The organism is Desulfarculus baarsii DSM 2075, assembly GCF_000143965.1.
Lineage (GTDB): Bacteria > Desulfobacterota > Desulfarculia > Desulfarculales > Desulfarculaceae > Desulfarculus > Desulfarculus baarsii.
This window is the reverse complement of sequence record NC_014365.1, coordinates 2,952,654-2,966,619: the sequence shown is the minus strand read 5'-3', so window position 1 is coordinate 2,966,619 and position 13,966 is coordinate 2,952,654. Positions and strand designations below refer to the sequence as shown.

Annotated in this window: 14 protein-coding genes; 4 read left to right on the top strand and 10 right to left on the bottom strand. The window is 67.7% G+C overall.

Annotated features, from left to right (window positions below; translation table 11 throughout):
* Positions 1-14: 14 nt before the first annotated feature.
* Complete coding sequence (locus DEBA_RS13310; protein ID WP_013259466.1) at positions 15-941, top strand: hypothetical protein; 927 nt, start codon at positions 15-17, stop codon at positions 939-941.
* An 8-nt stretch (positions 942-949) separates the two neighbouring features.
* Here the strand turns inward: DEBA_RS13310 and DEBA_RS13305 are convergent, their stop codons facing one another.
* The 5 genes from DEBA_RS13305 to miaB form a co-directional block, all read right to left on the bottom strand.
* The gene (locus DEBA_RS13305) at positions 950-3,373 is read right to left on the bottom strand and encodes a flagellin N-terminal helical domain-containing protein (RefSeq protein ID WP_407639300.1); all 2,424 of its coding nucleotides are present in this window, start codon (positions 3,371-3,373) and stop codon (positions 950-952) included.
* Positions 3,374-3,577: 204 nt separating this feature from the next.
* Positions 3,578-4,432 carry a YkgJ family cysteine cluster protein gene (locus DEBA_RS17270; protein ID WP_013259464.1) on the bottom strand — a complete coding sequence of 285 codons (855 nt, stop codon included), beginning with the start codon at positions 4,430-4,432 and terminating at the stop codon, positions 3,578-3,580.
* 16 nt (positions 4,433-4,448) lie between these two features.
* The gene (locus DEBA_RS13295; protein ID WP_013259463.1) at positions 4,449-5,108 is read right to left on the bottom strand and encodes a histidinol phosphate phosphatase domain-containing protein; all 660 of its coding nucleotides are present in this window, start codon (positions 5,106-5,108) and stop codon (positions 4,449-4,451) included.
* A 22-nt stretch (positions 5,109-5,130) separates the two neighbouring features.
* Positions 5,131-5,616, bottom strand: a complete 486-nt coding sequence (locus DEBA_RS13290; RefSeq protein ID WP_013259462.1) for a bifunctional nuclease family protein — start codon at positions 5,614-5,616, stop codon at positions 5,131-5,133.
* Positions 5,613-6,956, bottom strand: a complete 1,344-nt coding sequence (miaB, locus tag DEBA_RS13285) for a tRNA (N6-isopentenyl adenosine(37)-C2)-methylthiotransferase MiaB (RefSeq protein WP_013259461.1) — start codon at positions 6,954-6,956, stop codon at positions 5,613-5,615. Before miaB ends, DEBA_RS13290 begins: the two co-directional genes overlap by 4 nt.
* 120 nt (positions 6,957-7,076) lie before the next feature.
* Here miaB and DEBA_RS13280 point away from each other — a divergent pair, with 120 nt between their 5' ends.
* Complete coding sequence (locus DEBA_RS13280) at positions 7,077-7,769, top strand: rhomboid family intramembrane serine protease (RefSeq protein WP_013259460.1); 693 nt, start codon at positions 7,077-7,079, stop codon at positions 7,767-7,769.
* Here DEBA_RS13280 and DEBA_RS13275 read toward each other — a convergent pair.
* Both DEBA_RS13275 and DEBA_RS13270 read right to left on the bottom strand, forming a co-directional pair.
* Complete coding sequence (locus tag DEBA_RS13275; RefSeq protein ID WP_013259459.1) at positions 7,763-8,938, bottom strand: protoglobin domain-containing protein; 1,176 nt, start codon at positions 8,936-8,938, stop codon at positions 7,763-7,765. The genes DEBA_RS13280 and DEBA_RS13275 overlap by 7 nt on opposite strands.
* An 80-nt stretch (positions 8,939-9,018) precedes the next feature.
* On the bottom strand, positions 9,019-9,447 hold the full coding sequence (locus DEBA_RS13270) for a hypothetical protein (RefSeq protein WP_013259458.1): 429 nt from the start codon (positions 9,445-9,447) through the stop codon (positions 9,019-9,021).
* Positions 9,448-9,638: 191 nt separating this feature from the next.
* Between DEBA_RS13270 and DEBA_RS13265 the strand changes: the two genes are divergently transcribed.
* Positions 9,639-10,703, top strand: coding sequence for a sensor histidine kinase (locus DEBA_RS13265; RefSeq protein ID WP_013259457.1), 1,065 nt, complete (start codon positions 9,639-9,641; stop codon positions 10,701-10,703).
* Here DEBA_RS13265 and DEBA_RS13260 read toward each other — a convergent pair.
* Entirely contained in the window at positions 10,700-11,557 is an 858-nt protein-coding gene (locus tag DEBA_RS13260) for an NAD(+)/NADH kinase (protein WP_013259456.1), read from the bottom strand. The two genes, DEBA_RS13265 and DEBA_RS13260, sit on opposite strands and share 4 nt — an antisense overlap.
* A 72-nt stretch (positions 11,558-11,629) precedes the next feature.
* On the opposite strand from DEBA_RS13260, the gene DEBA_RS18470 reads away from it, so the two are divergent.
* Positions 11,630-12,373 carry a hypothetical protein gene (locus DEBA_RS18470; RefSeq protein ID WP_013259455.1) on the top strand — a complete coding sequence of 248 codons (744 nt, stop codon included), beginning with the start codon at positions 11,630-11,632 and terminating at the stop codon, positions 12,371-12,373.
* A 34-nt stretch (positions 12,374-12,407) separates the two neighbouring features.
* On the opposite strand, the gene DEBA_RS13250 is transcribed toward DEBA_RS18470, so the two are convergent.
* The gene (locus DEBA_RS13250) at positions 12,408-12,947 is read right to left on the bottom strand and encodes a DsrE/DsrF/DrsH-like family protein (RefSeq protein WP_013259454.1); all 540 of its coding nucleotides are present in this window, start codon (positions 12,945-12,947) and stop codon (positions 12,408-12,410) included.
* 86 nt (positions 12,948-13,033) lie between these two features.
* Complete coding sequence (locus DEBA_RS13245; RefSeq protein WP_013259453.1) at positions 13,034-13,783, bottom strand: SIR2 family NAD-dependent protein deacylase; 750 nt, start codon at positions 13,781-13,783, stop codon at positions 13,034-13,036.
* Between the last annotated feature and the right edge of the window lie 183 nt (positions 13,784-13,966).

Genomic DNA, 13,966 nt, shown 5'->3' with positions numbered 1-13,966 from the left:
AGCGGGGAGGATTCATGGGCGTTTTCAGGGCGGGCGTTTTGATTTTGGCGGCCATCTGCCTGCTGCAGCCTGGCCAGGCGGTTTGGGCCAAGGGCGAGCCGTTGTTCCAGGAAGTGGTCATCCGCGTGCTCGACGGCGACGGCATGCCCCTGGAAGGGGCCCAGATCGTCATCACGCCCATGCGCGGCCAGGCCGAGAAACAGCCGCCCTACGTCACCGACATCGACGGCGAACTGCGCCTGCGCTGGCTGCCCGAGACGACCAAGCGCAAGGTCACCGCGCACGGCGGCGACGTGGTCACCACCATGGCCACGCGCCTGCGCTACGTGGTCACCGCCCAGGGCTTCCTGCCCGGCGGCGGCGAGATCGACGAAGTCAACCAGGGCCGCCAGGTGGCCGACGAAGACGTGCTGAAGCTCTCTCGCCCGGCCCGGCTTTTGCCGGCCATGCAGGACGTGCAGTTGCGCGGAGTCGACTCGATCCTGCCGCCCGAGATCGTCTCGCGGCCCAAGGACGACCCCCTGCGCGCGGGCTTGAGGCGTTTTTTTGATAAATATCAGCGAGTCGCGCCGTTGATGGGCTGCGACATGGCCGCGCCGTCGTTCGGCTTCGCCGATGGCCGGCTCAGCGTGATCATGCGCTGGCGACGTCCGGCCTGGATCGGCCTGGACGTGGCCCCGGTCGAAGGCCAGGTGTTGGCGTCGGCGGCCTTGCCCATGGCCGTGGCCATGGGTGAGGATCTGGCCGCCCTGCCCGAGGTGCGGATGCTGGTGCTGGTGATCCTGGACGAAGCGCCGGCCGAGAACGACCCCCATGCCATGCCCCGGGTGCGTCGCCTGGTCATCGAGGCCGCGCCGCAGGACTACCGCGCCTTCGCCGATGGCCGGCTCGGTGGGGTCGCCTTTCTGTTGGCCCATCGGCCCACGGCGCGCCTGGATTAGGCCCGCCGCTAGCTGATGTAGTTGACCAGATACATCTCAGAGATGGTCGAAGTGACCTTGAGGCTGGTGTTGTAGGCCGTCTGCAGCATGCTCAGATCTATGAAGGCCTGGGTCGTGTCCACGCCGTCGAGGTCTTCCAGCACGCCGATGTGATAGAGCTCCTGGTCGTCCATGACCGCCCCGCGCACGGCGATGCGGTCTTGGCGCGCGCCCGAGTCGGCGACGTAATCCAGAATCTGCTCCATGGCCGCCGTCAACACGTCCAGGGCCTGCTGGCTGACGGTCTGGGCGTACTCCTGATCGCCGCTGGCCAGGGCCTCCTCCCACATGACGAACATGTCCATCAACTGGACGGTGCTCTTTTCCACGGTGTAGGTGAAAGAGTCGTCGACCACGTAGGTTCCGCTGTCGAGATAGAATTGGGCCCCGTCGGCGCCGGGGATGGCCTGGGCGTTTTCCGGCCCGGCGCCGTCGAAGGTCATCAACTCCTCGTGTTCGTTGCCGTTCTGGTCGGTCCAGCGCACGCGCACGGTGACCTCGTCGCCGGGCACCTGGCCGCCGTCGACCACGTCGAAATCGAACTGCTGGCTGTAGAGCCCGCGATAGGCCCCCATCAGGTTGATGTCGCCGCTGCCGCCGCCGGTGGCCCGCTTGGCCGTTTCGCCGTACAGGTCGACGGTGAGGCTGTCGCCCAGCAGTTGGCTGGCGTTCCAGTTGTAGCGCATGTGCGTGTTGCTGCTGAAGCTGACGGCGATATCCTCTTCGTTGCCCTGATAGTGGCCCAGCTTGATGGAAAGCTCCGTCCCCTCCTGGAAGACGAGGTCGTCACGGTAAAGGGTGACGCCGTCCAGGCCGGGGATGGCCACGCCGTTGTCCTCGCCGGCGGCGGGCATGGTCAGGTCTTGCTGATGCAAGGCGCCCTCGTCGTCGTACCAACGCATGCGCACGGTGAGATTGTCGGCGTCGGCTTCCAGGACGGTGCACTTGAGGGTCGTTTCGTACTTGTAGTCGCTTTCGCCGGCGGCGTAGAGGCTGCCGGTGGCCACGGGGCTGGAGCCTTGCACGCCGCCCATCAGCGCGCCGGAGGTGATGACGTTGGTTCCGCTGAGCTCCACGTTGCCGGCGTCGCCGGCGGCCCTGGCGGTGATGATCACCGAGGCGCCGGCGCTGGCCGCGCCGGTGGTGGCCGTGGCCGAATACTCGTCGGTGTGGGCCGAGACCCAACTGGCCAGGGCGCTGGCGTAGCCGTCGGCGTCGGCGGGCAGCGAGCCGCCGGTTATCTCCGACCATGTCCAGCGATGGTCACCCAGGGTGATGGTGTCGTCCAGGCCGGGCAGGCTGGCGTTGTCGATGCTGACCATGCCCGTGGCCTGGTTGCCGTTGTTGATCTGGTCGGTCAGGTCGTCCAGGGTGGGGTAGCTGACGCTGACGGGCCCGCCACTGGCCGAGACCTCGTGCACCGTGCCTGGGGCCACGCCGTCCTTGATCATGAAATAGACGTCGTCGCCTTCGGCCCAGGCAAAGTAGTCGCCGCCAGAGGCGTTGACCGCCTCGACCAGCTCTTGGGCCGAATCGGCGGTGTAGGTCGGCGCGCCGTCGATGTCGATGGTGGCCGTGCCCGCGCCGCTGAAAGAAACCTTGGCGTAGGAATGAAACGTCTGCTCGCCGGCGGCGCTGTCGCCCGTCCACGAAAACGTCTCGCCGATGCGCGCCGAGACCTCGCTGGAAGACGAGGCGAAGGCGTAGCGCAGGGTCAGTAACTGGGCCTGATAGTCCTGGGCGGTCTGGGTGGTGATCCAGTTGGCCGCGCCGGCGTCGAAACTCAGCGGCGGGACGATGCCCGTCTCGCCCAGGGTGTTGTTGGCCGAGATGGTGATCGTCGACGACGTTCCGACGCTGTTGCGGCCGATCTGGAAGGCGTAGGCCCCGCTGGTCAGGGGGTTGGCCACCACGTCGGCGGTGGAGTCGTGGCCGGCGGCGACGGTCCTGGTCAGGCTGGACGGCCCGGCCGCGGCCAGGGCGGTGATCACCGGCCGCGAGTTGGTGGAGGTGCCGCCGAAGATATAGAGCCCGTTGACCTTGGTGTTGCTCAGGGTGACCAACTGGGCGAAAATATTGCTCACTTCCTCGGCGGCGGTCTGCTGCTCCAGCGATTGCTGGGTGCCGGTGGACATCTTTTCGGCCACGGTCTTGGCCTGGGTGAGGATATTGACCATGTTCTGCATGGCCGTTTCCGATGACGTCAGCCACGAGTCGGCCGACTCCAGGTTGACGCGATACTGGCTGATCAAGTCCATTTGCAGATTGGTGCGCATGATGGCGTTGGACGCGCCGCCCTGCTCCGAGGGCGTGGTGCCCACCTGGCCGGTGAGCACCTGCTTTTGCAGCTTGTATTGGGCCGCCAGCAGGTTGGAGAGGTCACTGCTGATCAAACGATATTGATTGGCGTTGGACGTGCGCATCTTTTTGCTCCATGGCCAAGGGATCGACCATGGTGAAGCAAAAGAGGTGCCAGCCGCATGGTGGCGCGGCGTGGTCGGGCAATATGCCGAAGATTCAAGAAAAATGCAAATGACGCCCCGTGGCGGAGTCGGCCGGCCGGCGGGAGCTGGGCAGCGCTTGCCGGCAACAATTGCTCAGGCCGGCCCGAAATGCAGCCTCTCCAGCCTGGGCCGGCCCAGGCGGTCCAGGCCCAGGGCCAGGCCGTGGGCGCGGGCCACGACCTGGGCCGCGCGGCCGATGATCAGCTCCAGGGCCGGGGCGTCGTAGCCGTAGCGCCGACTGATGGCCCCGCGCAGGCGGTGGTCCAGTTCGATCATTTGCAGGGCCGCGGCCGCGGCGACCTGCGAGCCGGCCTTGGCTTGTTCCAGGGCCTGGGTCAACTCGGCGGCGGGCAGCTTGACGTCGTATTCGGCGGCCAGGGTCAGGGCTGTGTCGTCGTCGCAGAGGATCTCGGCCCGGCCAAGGCGCGGCTTGAGGGCCAGGGTGCTGGCGTCGCGGCCCGACCAGCACTCCAGGTTGCGGCACTGCAACGGCCGCCGGTCGTAGATGGCGCAGCCGCCGCCGGGCTCCAGAAAAACGCAGCCACCGCCGGGGGCCTCGCGGATTTTGATCAGTTCGGCAACCAGGGCCTGCCGGCTCCCCAGTCGCGCCGAGCTGACCATCTCGCCGGCGCGCAGGGTGTAGAAGTGCCCGCGTCCCGGACCATCGGGGCCCAGCAGGGCCAGATCGGCCAGATACAGTGTGGGGCTGGACGCCTGGCAGCAGGTGGCGCAGCCCAGGCAGGCCTGGCGGACGGCCAGGGATTCCAGGCGCTCCAGCAGGGCGGCCGCGCCCAGGCCGGCGGCCAGCAGCGGCCGGCACAGGCGCTGGGCTCCGTCGGCGGCCATGGGCCGCAGCCGCATCAACGCTTCGGCGCAGGCGGCCAGGGCGGCCGTTGGACCGGCGTCCAGGGCCGTGGCGATGGCTTGCAGGGTTTTGGCGCGGTCCATGGGCGGCGGCCGGCCTTCAGGCCAGAATCAGGCCGGCCCGGGTGGCGATGCGCGCCGCGTTTTCAAAGGCGGTCTGGACCTGGGCCTCGTCCAGCCCCGCGCCCAGACCGACCTGACGGGCCCGGGCGCGGTCGATCAGGTCGCCGGGGGCGTGGCCGTCGGTGTTGATGACCAGGGCCGCGCCGTGGGCCAGGGCCAGGCGGGCCACGTGGCCATTGGTCAGGCAGTGGCCTTTGCGGGCGCTGATCTCCAGGGCCACGCCGCGGGCGGCGGCCAGGGCGGCCTCCTCGGCGGTGAGCAGGCCCGGATGGGCCAGGATGTCGGCCCCGGCCTGGATGGCGGCCAGATTGGTGCCCGGCGGCACGGGCTCGACGATGGTCTGGCCATGGACGACCACGATCTGGGCCCCCATGTCGCGGGCCTGGCGGATCATCGGCCCGATCAGGGCCGGCGGCACGTGGGTCAACTCCACGCCGGCCAGGGCCTGGACGCGGTTGTGGCGGTTGAGCTGCTGGCAGGCGGTGATCACGCGGGGCAGGACCAGGTCGATGTTGCTGGGGTCGACGTGGTCGGTGATGGCCACGGCCCGGTTGCCCAGGGCGTGGTGGCGCTGGATCAGTTCGGCCGGCACCAGCGCGCCGTCGCTGAAGAGGGTGTGGTTGTGCAGATCGATCACGGCAAGGGCCTTTCGCTGGCGCTCACATCTTGTATTTGCCGAAATCCTCGGGTTTCATCCGCTCGAGGATGTCTTTCCATTTGTCGTCGGAAGTGCTGGCCATCTCGGCGCTGGTCTTGGGCGCGGCCTCGGCGATGACGCCCTCGGCCACGTAAATGGGCGCGCCGGCGCGCAGGCCCAGGGCGATGGCGTCGCTGGGCCGGCAGTCCATGGAAAACTCGCCGCCCGGCCCCAGCAGGTGGATCAGGGCATAGAAAGTGTTGTCGCGCAGGTCGACCACCTCGACCTTGACCACGCTGTGGCCCAGGCCGTCGATGAGGTTTTTCAGCAGATCGTGGGTCATGGGCCGCGAAAAATGAATCTGCTCAAGCTCGCTGGCGATGGCCGTGGCCTCCATCAGGCCGATCCAGATGGGCAGGGTCTGAGCCCCGTCGGCGCTTTTGAGGATGAGGATAGGCGAGTTGGTGCCCGGATCCAGGGTCAACCCCTGTACGGTCATGCGAATCATCGATTGCCCCCTTCCGGCTGGCCGGCCAGCCTGCCGATGAGCGAGTTGGTCAGGCCCTGGGTGACCAACACCCGTTGGATCGTGCCGACGAGCGCGGCCTCGCCGGCGAAATTCACCGCCAGGCCCCCGCGATCGCGGCCGGCCAGCATGCCCTGGCCCTTTTTGGCCGGCCCTTCCACCAGCACCTCGCGGATCGTGCCCACCCGCGCCCGGTTGCGCTCCCGGCCCAGGCGACGGTGCAGCTCCAAAAGCTGATTGACCCGGCTGGCCTTGACATCTTGATCGATCTTGCCGGTCATGCGGCTGGCCTTGGTGAAGGGCCGGTCGGAGTAGATGAAGCAAAACAGCGTGTCGTAGCCCACCCGTTCGACCAACTCCAGCGTCCGCGCGAAGGCGTCCGCGCTTTCGCCGGGAAAGCCCACGATGATGTCGCCGCCCAGGGTCACCTCCGGCGCGGCCCGGCGCAAGGCCTCGACCTTGGCCAGGTATTGCCCGGTCGTGTAGCCCCGGTTCATGGCCGCCAGCACGCTGTCGTCGCCCGACTGGATGGGCAGGTGCATCTGCTCCATTACCTTGGGTTCGGCGGCCAGGGTCTCGATCAGCTCCGGCGAGAGATCCTTGGGGTGGCTGGTCAGAAAGCGCACCCGCCACAGGCCCTCGACGCCGGCGGCCAGGCGCAGCAGCTCCGCGAAGCCGATCCCCCGCCCCGGATCGCGGTAGGAGTCGACGTTCTGGCCCAGCAGGACGACCTCTCGCGCGCCGGCGGCCACCAGCGCGGCGATCTCCTCCAGCACCTGATCGGCTGGCCGGCTCTGTTCGCGGCCCCTGACATATGGTACCACGCAATAGCTGCAAAAGTTGTCGCAACCGCGCATCACCGTCACGTTGGCCGAAAGCCCCACCTGGGGCGGCAGGACGATGGGCGCCGGCTCGCTGGCGCGCTTGAGGCTCAGTTCGGCGCGGCGCAGGCCCTTGGCCGCGTCGTGGACCAACTCGGGCAGCTTGTCGATCTGGGCCGTGCCCAAAACAAAATCCAGGTGGGCCACCCGCCGCAACAGCCGCCGGCCCTCCTGCTGGGCCACGCAGCCGGTCACGCCGATGATCAGATCGCGCTGGCGCTTGATTTTGACCAGGGGCCCCAGGGCCGAATAGAGCTTTTGCTCGGCCTTGTCGCGCACGCTACAGGTGTTGAAAATCACCAGGTCGGCCTTTTGCGGGTCGGCCTCGGCGATATAGCCCATCTGGCCCAGCATCCGGGCCATGCGCGCCGAATCGTATTCGTTCATCTGGCAGCCGAAGGTGGCGATGTGGGCCTTCAGGCGTTGGTCGGCACTATGCATTTCGCATCCCAGGGGGTTTGGATGTAACCTAAAACAAATATACCGCCCCCGGCCGCGGCGCAAGGGCCTTCGCCCGACCGGCGGACTCGCGTCGACTCGTCACCATTCGGAGGCGGCCCATTGATCCCCATCCGCGACGAAACGCCCAACCGCCGGCCGGCGCTGGCGACCATGGTCATCATCGCCGTCAACGTGGGCGTCTGGCTCTATTGCCTGACCCTGAGCCGCCAGGCCGAGATGGCCTTCAATTATATCTTTGGCGCGGTGCCGGCCTTCATCCTGGGCCCGGCCCCGGCCGAACTGCCCCTGCCACCGCTGGCGACCCTGCTCAGCTATCAGTTCGTCCACGGCGGTTTCTGGCATCTGGCCGGCAACATGCTCTATCTGTGGATCTTCGGGGCCAGCCTGGAGGACGCCCTGGGCCGGGGGCGCTTCGTGGCCTTTTATCTGCTGGGCGGGGTGCTCTCGGGCCTGGCCCAGGCGCTCAGCGGCCCCGGCGAGGTCGTGCCGATCATCGGGGCCAGCGGCGCGGTGGCCATGGTCCTGGGCGGCTATTTGGCGCTTTTCCCCCGGCGCAACGTGTTGATCTTGCTATGGCTGATCTTTTTCGTGCGCGTCATTCGCGTGCCGGCGGTGATATTTTTGGGCCTGTGGTTTTTCTTTCAGGTGCTGGGTTCGGCCGAGGGCGTGGCCTGGATGGCCCATATCGGCGGTTTCGTGGCCGGGCTGGTGTTGGCGCGGGTCTTTTTGCCGCCTGGCCGGCCGCGCTGGCCGGGCGCGCGGCCCGGCGGCGGTGGCCCGACCTATCATTGAGCCATGGCCCGATCTTCGGGCGTGGGCAGATCCACCAGGCACAGCGCGCCGCCTTGCGGGGCCGGTTGCAGGCTCAGGCCGCCCAGATTACGCCGGGCGGCCAGGGCGGCGATGGGCAGGCCAAAGCCGGTGCCCATGGGCCGCGATGAGGTAAACGGCTGGAACAACGTGTCGATCTGGGCCGGATCGGGCGATTTGCCGCTGTTTTGGATGCTCACGCGCAGAAAATCGGGCCGGGGGCCGGGGCCGCTGACCACGCGGACGATGGGCTCGGCCGGGTCGCTGGCCTGGGCGGCGTTTTCCAGCAGATGAAAAAACATGAGCGTCATCTCGGCGCGGTCGGCGAAGGCGACGGCGTGGGCCGGATCGAGTTCGATCGCCAACCATTGCTCGGGCCGGGGGCTTTGGTCGTGCTCGGTCAGCCGGCCGGCGGCCTGACGCAGGATGGGCTCCAGAGGGCAGGCCTCGGGCCGGGGCTCGGCCCGGTAAAGCTCGCTGTAGGCGGCGATATCGCCCAGCATTCGCTCCAGGCGACGGTTCTCGGCCAAGACCGTCTCAAAGGCCCGCCAGGCCCCGCTGTCGCGCTGGGCCTGGCGTTGCAGGCGGCTGATGTTGCCGCCGATGATGGTCACGGGGTTGCGCACCTGGTGGGCGATGCCGGCGATGACCTGGTTGTCGCAGCGCGAGGTGCAGGTGATGAAAGAATCGGTGGCCACCAGCACGCAGGCGTCGAGGAGTTTGTCGATCACCGCCAGCACGCCGGCGCGCGCGCCGGGCGGCAGGCCTTCGGCGGCGATGCGCTGGCAGAACTGACGGGCCACGCTGTAGCCCAGGTTGACGTAGCGTTGGTCGAGGTTGAGCTCCACGTGGCGCACGCCGCTTTGCCACATTTCGACCAGAAAGCTCGGGCTCATCGCCTGGCGAAACAGTGCGCCGAACCAATGGCCCAGCACGGCGGCCAGGCGCTGGGGGTCGCTCTGGCGGCGCAGGACCAGGCTCGTGGCGTCGATGGCCAGGAAAAACTCCAGGAAATACCGGCCGAACTCCTCGGCCCGGCTAGCGAAAAGCTCCTTGTGCGGGGCGATTGTCTGGTAATCGTCGGGCCCCAGGCCGACTTTTTCCAGCAGATACTCCAACCGCCGGCGCGGCGGCGGGCACGTTTGCGGCATGACGAAGGCTCCTTGGCGCGGCCCGGCTCAACAAAAAAGGACGCGTCGAGAGCGTCCTTTGGGCCGGCGCGGGCGGCGGGTCAGGGCATGGACGGGCGCACGGTGAAAGAGGCGACGTCGCCCAGTTCGATGCGATAGAAGCCGAACTCGGCCTTGCCAAAGGCCTTTTGCTTGGGCCGCATCGTCAGGGCCACGCTCTGGCCGTCCTTGAGCTTGGCCGTGGCCACCAGGCCGTCTTGGCCGTTGACCAGGTCCACGCGGTCGATTTTTTCGAAAGGCACGGCCACTTGGCCATCGCCCATGTCGCCCAGCAAAAAGACCTGGCCTTCCAGCGAGAACTGAGTCAAGTTCATGGTCTTGCCGCTGATGTCGACCAGCGTGGCGCTGAAGGCCTTTTCCGGCTCGGGGATGCGGGTGGGGCCCTCGCTGTCGCCGGGGCTCATGGCCATGACCAGCGGCAGGCAGACGACAATCAGCAACGTGGAAAACAGGCGCGTGGTTTTGGACACTGCGGCGCTCCTATTGGCGTGGTCCGTGGTTTGATCGGGCGGTCACGGCGCGGGCCGACTGGCCACGCTAGCATATTTGGTAGCACGCCAAGGGCTCCAGCGCCAACAAAAAAGCCGGTCAAGTGCGCCTTGGCCGACGGCATGGGCCTAGTGTATCCTTGGGCGAGACGTTGGCGACAAGGGGGTTCGGCATGGTCAAACAACTGCTGCGAGGCTGGAAGGTCGTGCCGCTGTGGCTCAAGGTCGCGCCGATGATCGTGCTGTTGGCGGGCCTGCCGCTGTTGCAGGCCTACCTGGAGCACCACCGGCCCGATCTGGTTCCCCTGATGCGCCATGCCTATTACCTGCCCCTGTTCATGGCTTCGGTGCTGTTTGGTCTGCGTGGCGGCCTGCTCTGCGCCCTGGCCATCTCGTTCAATTTTTTCGAGGACGTGGTGGGCCAGCGTAGCGTCGACCTGACCCAGCGGCTCTACATGGCCGCCGGGGTGGGGGTCTATTTCCTGGTCGGCGGCGTCACCGGTTTTCTCGTCGACCGCGAAAAGCGCGAGGCCCAGCGCCTCAAGCACATGCAGGAGATGGCCGCCCTGGGCCAGGCCGCCGCCGCCCTGGCCCACGAGATGAAAACGCCCCTGATCGCCATCGGCGGCTTCGCCCAGCAGATCTACCGCACCCTGGAGGACGACCACCCCCACCGGGCCAAGCTCAAGATCATCGTCGACCAGGTGGCCCACATGGAGCAACTCATGCGCGAGGTGCTCGACTACGCGCGGCCCATGCAACTGCGCCTGGAGCGGGCCTATCTGCGCGAGGTGGTCGAGGAGGCGCGCAGCCTGGCCTCGCTTTTCGCCGAGCAATCGGGCGTGAGCCTGGAGCTGGAGCTGCCTCCCCAGCCGGTGGAGGCCCTCATCGACAAGGGCCGCCTGCGCCAGGTGCTTTTGAACCTGATGCAAAACGCCATCCAGGCCTCGCCGCGCGGCGCGCGGGTGATCGTCTCCACCGCCCGCGAAGGCGATTTCGGTCTGATCACCGTCGGCGACCAAGGCTGCGGCATCGCCGCCGAGGATCTGGCCAGGATCTTCAACCCCTTTTTCACCACCAAGCGCCAGGGCACCGGCCTGGGCCTGGCCGTGGCCCAAAAGATCGTCCAGGCCCACGGCGGCGGCATCGAGTCGCGCAGCGCCCCTGGCCAAGGCAGCTCCTTCACCGTGCGCCTGCCCCTGGCCGGCCCGGCCGAACCCACCGCCCCGGCGGCCTAACCCCAGCGCAGCTTGGTGCGCAATATTTGATAATAATCCTTGAACGGCGATTGGATCACCCTCACCGTCTTGGCCGCGCGGCCGATGATTATTTCGTCGGCCGGTTGCAGTTCCAGGCCCACCTGGCCGTCGCAGGTGAGGGTGGTCTGGGCGGCGCGCTCGCCCATGGCCACGCGCAGCACCATGAACGGCCCCAGCAACAGCGGCCGGTTGCTCAGGGCGAACGAGCAGATGGGCGTGACCAGCACGCAGTCCAACTCCGGGTGGCAGATGGGCCCGCCGGCCGAGAGGTTGTAGGCCGTCGAACCGGTGGGCGTGGCCACGATCAGGCCGTCGGCCCGGAAGGTGGTCAGGTGGCGTTGATCCACGTCCAGGTGCAACTCGATGATGCGGGCCAGGGCGGCCTTGTTGATCACCAGGTCGTTGAGGGCCACGAACTGGGCCACGGCCCGGCCGTCGCGCCGCACCTCGGCGCGCAGCATCATGCGCGGCGGGGCCTCGAAGCGGCCTTGCAGCGCCCGCTCCATGGCCGGCAGCATCTCTTCCGACGACACCGCCGTCAAAAAGCCCAGCCCGCCCAGGTTCACCCCCAGGATCGGCGTGCGCTCCAGCCCGGCGGCGACCATGTCGCGCACCGCCCCCAGCATGGTGCCGTCGCCGCCCATGACCACGGCCAGATCGGCCCGGGCGGGAAGCGCCGCTTCGCCCGCGGCGCCCCGGGCCGCCGGCTCGCCGCCCTGGGCCTCGCGGACGGTGACGGCCTTGCCCCTGGCCTCCAGCCAGCCCCTGAGCTCCTGGGCCTGGTCGCGGGCGACCGGCGTGTTGGCTTTATGGATGACTAAAATGTTATTCAATGTTATGCCTCCTGGAGTGCACGCTATCAGAAAGCGCAATTTAGCACAAGTCGCCAGGGGAATGGAGGGCCCATGGCCCAGGACGATCTGATCGCCGCCCTGCAGCAGGCCGTCCGGCAGGAGATCGCCGAGACCTACTTTCACGAGCGGCGCGTGCTCGAGGAAGAGCGGGCCATGCTCCTGGAGGAGACGAGCGCCTATCACGGCCAGGAGGCGGCCTGCGACGGCCTAAAAGCCCAGCTGGCCCAGGCCCTGCTCACGCCAGAGGCGGCCGAGCGCGCCTTCGCCATGGCCGCGATGGCTCTGCCCGAGGGTTGGGCCGCGCGTCGTCTGGGGCCGCCGCTGCCCGGCCGCGCCCTGGGCGGGTTGACCACTTGCGGCCGTCACTGGAGGTTGGTCCGGGCGCTTTACGAGGAAACATGGCGGGCGGCCGAGCGGTTGCGCGAGGAGCACGGGCGTTTGCTGGCCCTGCTGGATGAGGTCAACGCCGACATCAAGCGCTTCGAGGCCAACCACGACCTGTTGGCTTTGATGAGTTACATGCGCTCCATGGACCCCCAGGAGCTGCAACGCCGCAAGATCATGGGCGTCAACTTCGGCCACGGCGAGACATCGGCCGCCGCGGCCCAGCTTTCCTTCCGGCCGCTGAGCGTGGCGTTTTTGCACCTGGAGCAACCGCCCGAGCGGCCCCGCCCGCCGGCCGAGGTCCGCGCGGGGCTGAGGAAAGAACAACGCCAAGCCTGCCGGCGCGAGCGCGCGGCGGCCCAGGCCTTGCTGGCCCAGCGCCGGCGCTGGCTGGATTCGCTGGGCCGTTAGGCCCGGGGCCTCGTGGCGGGGCCCGCCGGCGCGGCTAGATGAAGAGGTTGATCTGGGCCTTGGTGGCGATGCCCATGTAGGTGGCCGCGCCGCCCACGTCGATTTCGTCGATGAGCTGCTCGCGCTTGACGCCCATGACGTCCATGGTCATCTGGCAGCCGATGAGCTTGACCCCGCCCTCGATGGCCATGTCGAGCAGTTCGGGGATGGTGGCCACGTTTTCGCGTTTCAGCCAGCTTTGCATCATCGTCGTGGCCATGGCCGTCATGCCCGGCAGCATGCCGATGATGTTGGGCACGGGCACGGGCATGGCCGGGTTGCCCACCGGCGAGACCTGAAGTTTGCCCATTTTGTCCTTGCGGATCACGTCCAGGCCGTAGAAAGTGAAAAACACGGTGGTGTCCAGGTCCATGGCCGCGCCGGTGGTGGCCAGGATCAGGGCCGGATAGGCCATGTCCAGGGTGCCTTTGGTCAGGATGATGGTCATGGCTCGGGCCTCGGCCTGGGCCAGGCGTTTTTCCACTTCGGCGCGCACGCGCTCGTCGATGAGCTTTTCGATCTCGGCCTGGTTCATGCGAAAGTCCTCCCGGGGTTGAGTTGACGCCGGCCGGGGGGCGGGCCGGCGCTGGTTGGTTGGCGGTCGGGCGCTGGGTTGGGGCCTCAGGCGTCCAGCAGCCGGGCCACGGCCTCGGCCAACTCGGGCATGATCTGGCCGGCCCCGCCCATCAGGCTGATGTCGGCCAGGTTGCCGGTGAGGCCGGTGGGCTCCATGTTCACCTCGATGATCTTGGCGCCGTGGCGTTTGGCCAGGCCGGGCAGCATGCTGGCCGGGGCCACCACGGCGCTGGTGCCCACCACCAGCATGGCCTGGCAGTTCTGGGCGGCGTTGAAGGCCTCCATGGCCTGGCGCTCGGGGATGGGCTCGCCAAAGAAGACCACGTCGGGCTTGATCAGCCCGCCGCACTGGCAGCGGGGCGGCAGGGCGCGAAAGTCGACCTGATCGCGCTCGAACAGGCCGTGGCACGACAGACAACGAAATTGCGCGCCGTTGCCGTGAAACTCCACCACCCGCGCGCTGCCGGCGGCCTGGTGCAGGCCGTCGATGTTTTGCGTCACCAGCGTGTGCAGCTTGCCCATGGCCTCCAGACGGGCCATGGCCAGGTGGGCGGCGTTGGGCCGCGCGCCGCTGATGACGCCGTCGAGCTCGGCCAGCATGCCCCAGACCCGGCCGGGGTCGGCGCGGAAAGACTCGATGCTGGCGAAGTCCATGGGGTCGTATTTTTCCCACAGGCCCTGTGAGCCGCGAAAGGCCGGAATGCCGCTTTCGACGCTGACGCCCGCGCCGGTCAGCGCGGCGACCCTGGTGGCGGCGGCCAGCATCTCGGCCGCCCGTTGGATTTGCTCGCGCAAGATGATCCTCCACGGTCGGGGCCGGCGCGCGGCCGGCCAGAGAAAACCCAATGCATGTTCACAATTATTGACTTTACCAGTTCATTGGTGGATAGAAAAAGACCATGACCTGAGCAAAAATCGCACTTGTGCGCTTTTTCCCCCATCGCCGCCGCGCGGCCGGGGCCGCCAAGGAGAACATGA

Coding starts and splice junctions, on each gene's coding strand:
- DEBA_RS13310 (WP_013259466.1), top strand. CDS start 15: ATGGGCGTTTTCAGGGCGGGCGTTTTGATTTTGGCGGCCATCTGCCTG.
- DEBA_RS17270 (WP_013259464.1), bottom strand. CDS start 4,432: ATGGACCGCGCCAAAACCCTGCAAGCCATCGCCACGGCCCTGGACGCC.
- DEBA_RS13290 (WP_013259462.1), bottom strand. CDS start 5,616: ATGATTCGCATGACCGTACAGGGGTTGACCCTGGATCCGGGCACCAAC.
- miaB (WP_013259461.1), bottom strand. CDS start 6,956: ATGCATAGTGCCGACCAACGCCTGAAGGCCCACATCGCCACCTTCGGC.
- DEBA_RS13275 (WP_013259459.1), bottom strand. CDS start 8,938: ATGCCGCAAACGTGCCCGCCGCCGCGCCGGCGGTTGGAGTATCTGCTG.
- DEBA_RS13265 (WP_013259457.1), top strand. CDS start 9,639: ATGGTCAAACAACTGCTGCGAGGCTGGAAGGTCGTGCCGCTGTGGCTC.
- DEBA_RS18470 (WP_013259455.1), top strand. CDS start 11,630: ATGGCCCAGGACGATCTGATCGCCGCCCTGCAGCAGGCCGTCCGGCAG.
- DEBA_RS13250 (WP_013259454.1), bottom strand. CDS start 12,947: ATGAACCAGGCCGAGATCGAAAAGCTCATCGACGAGCGCGTGCGCGCC.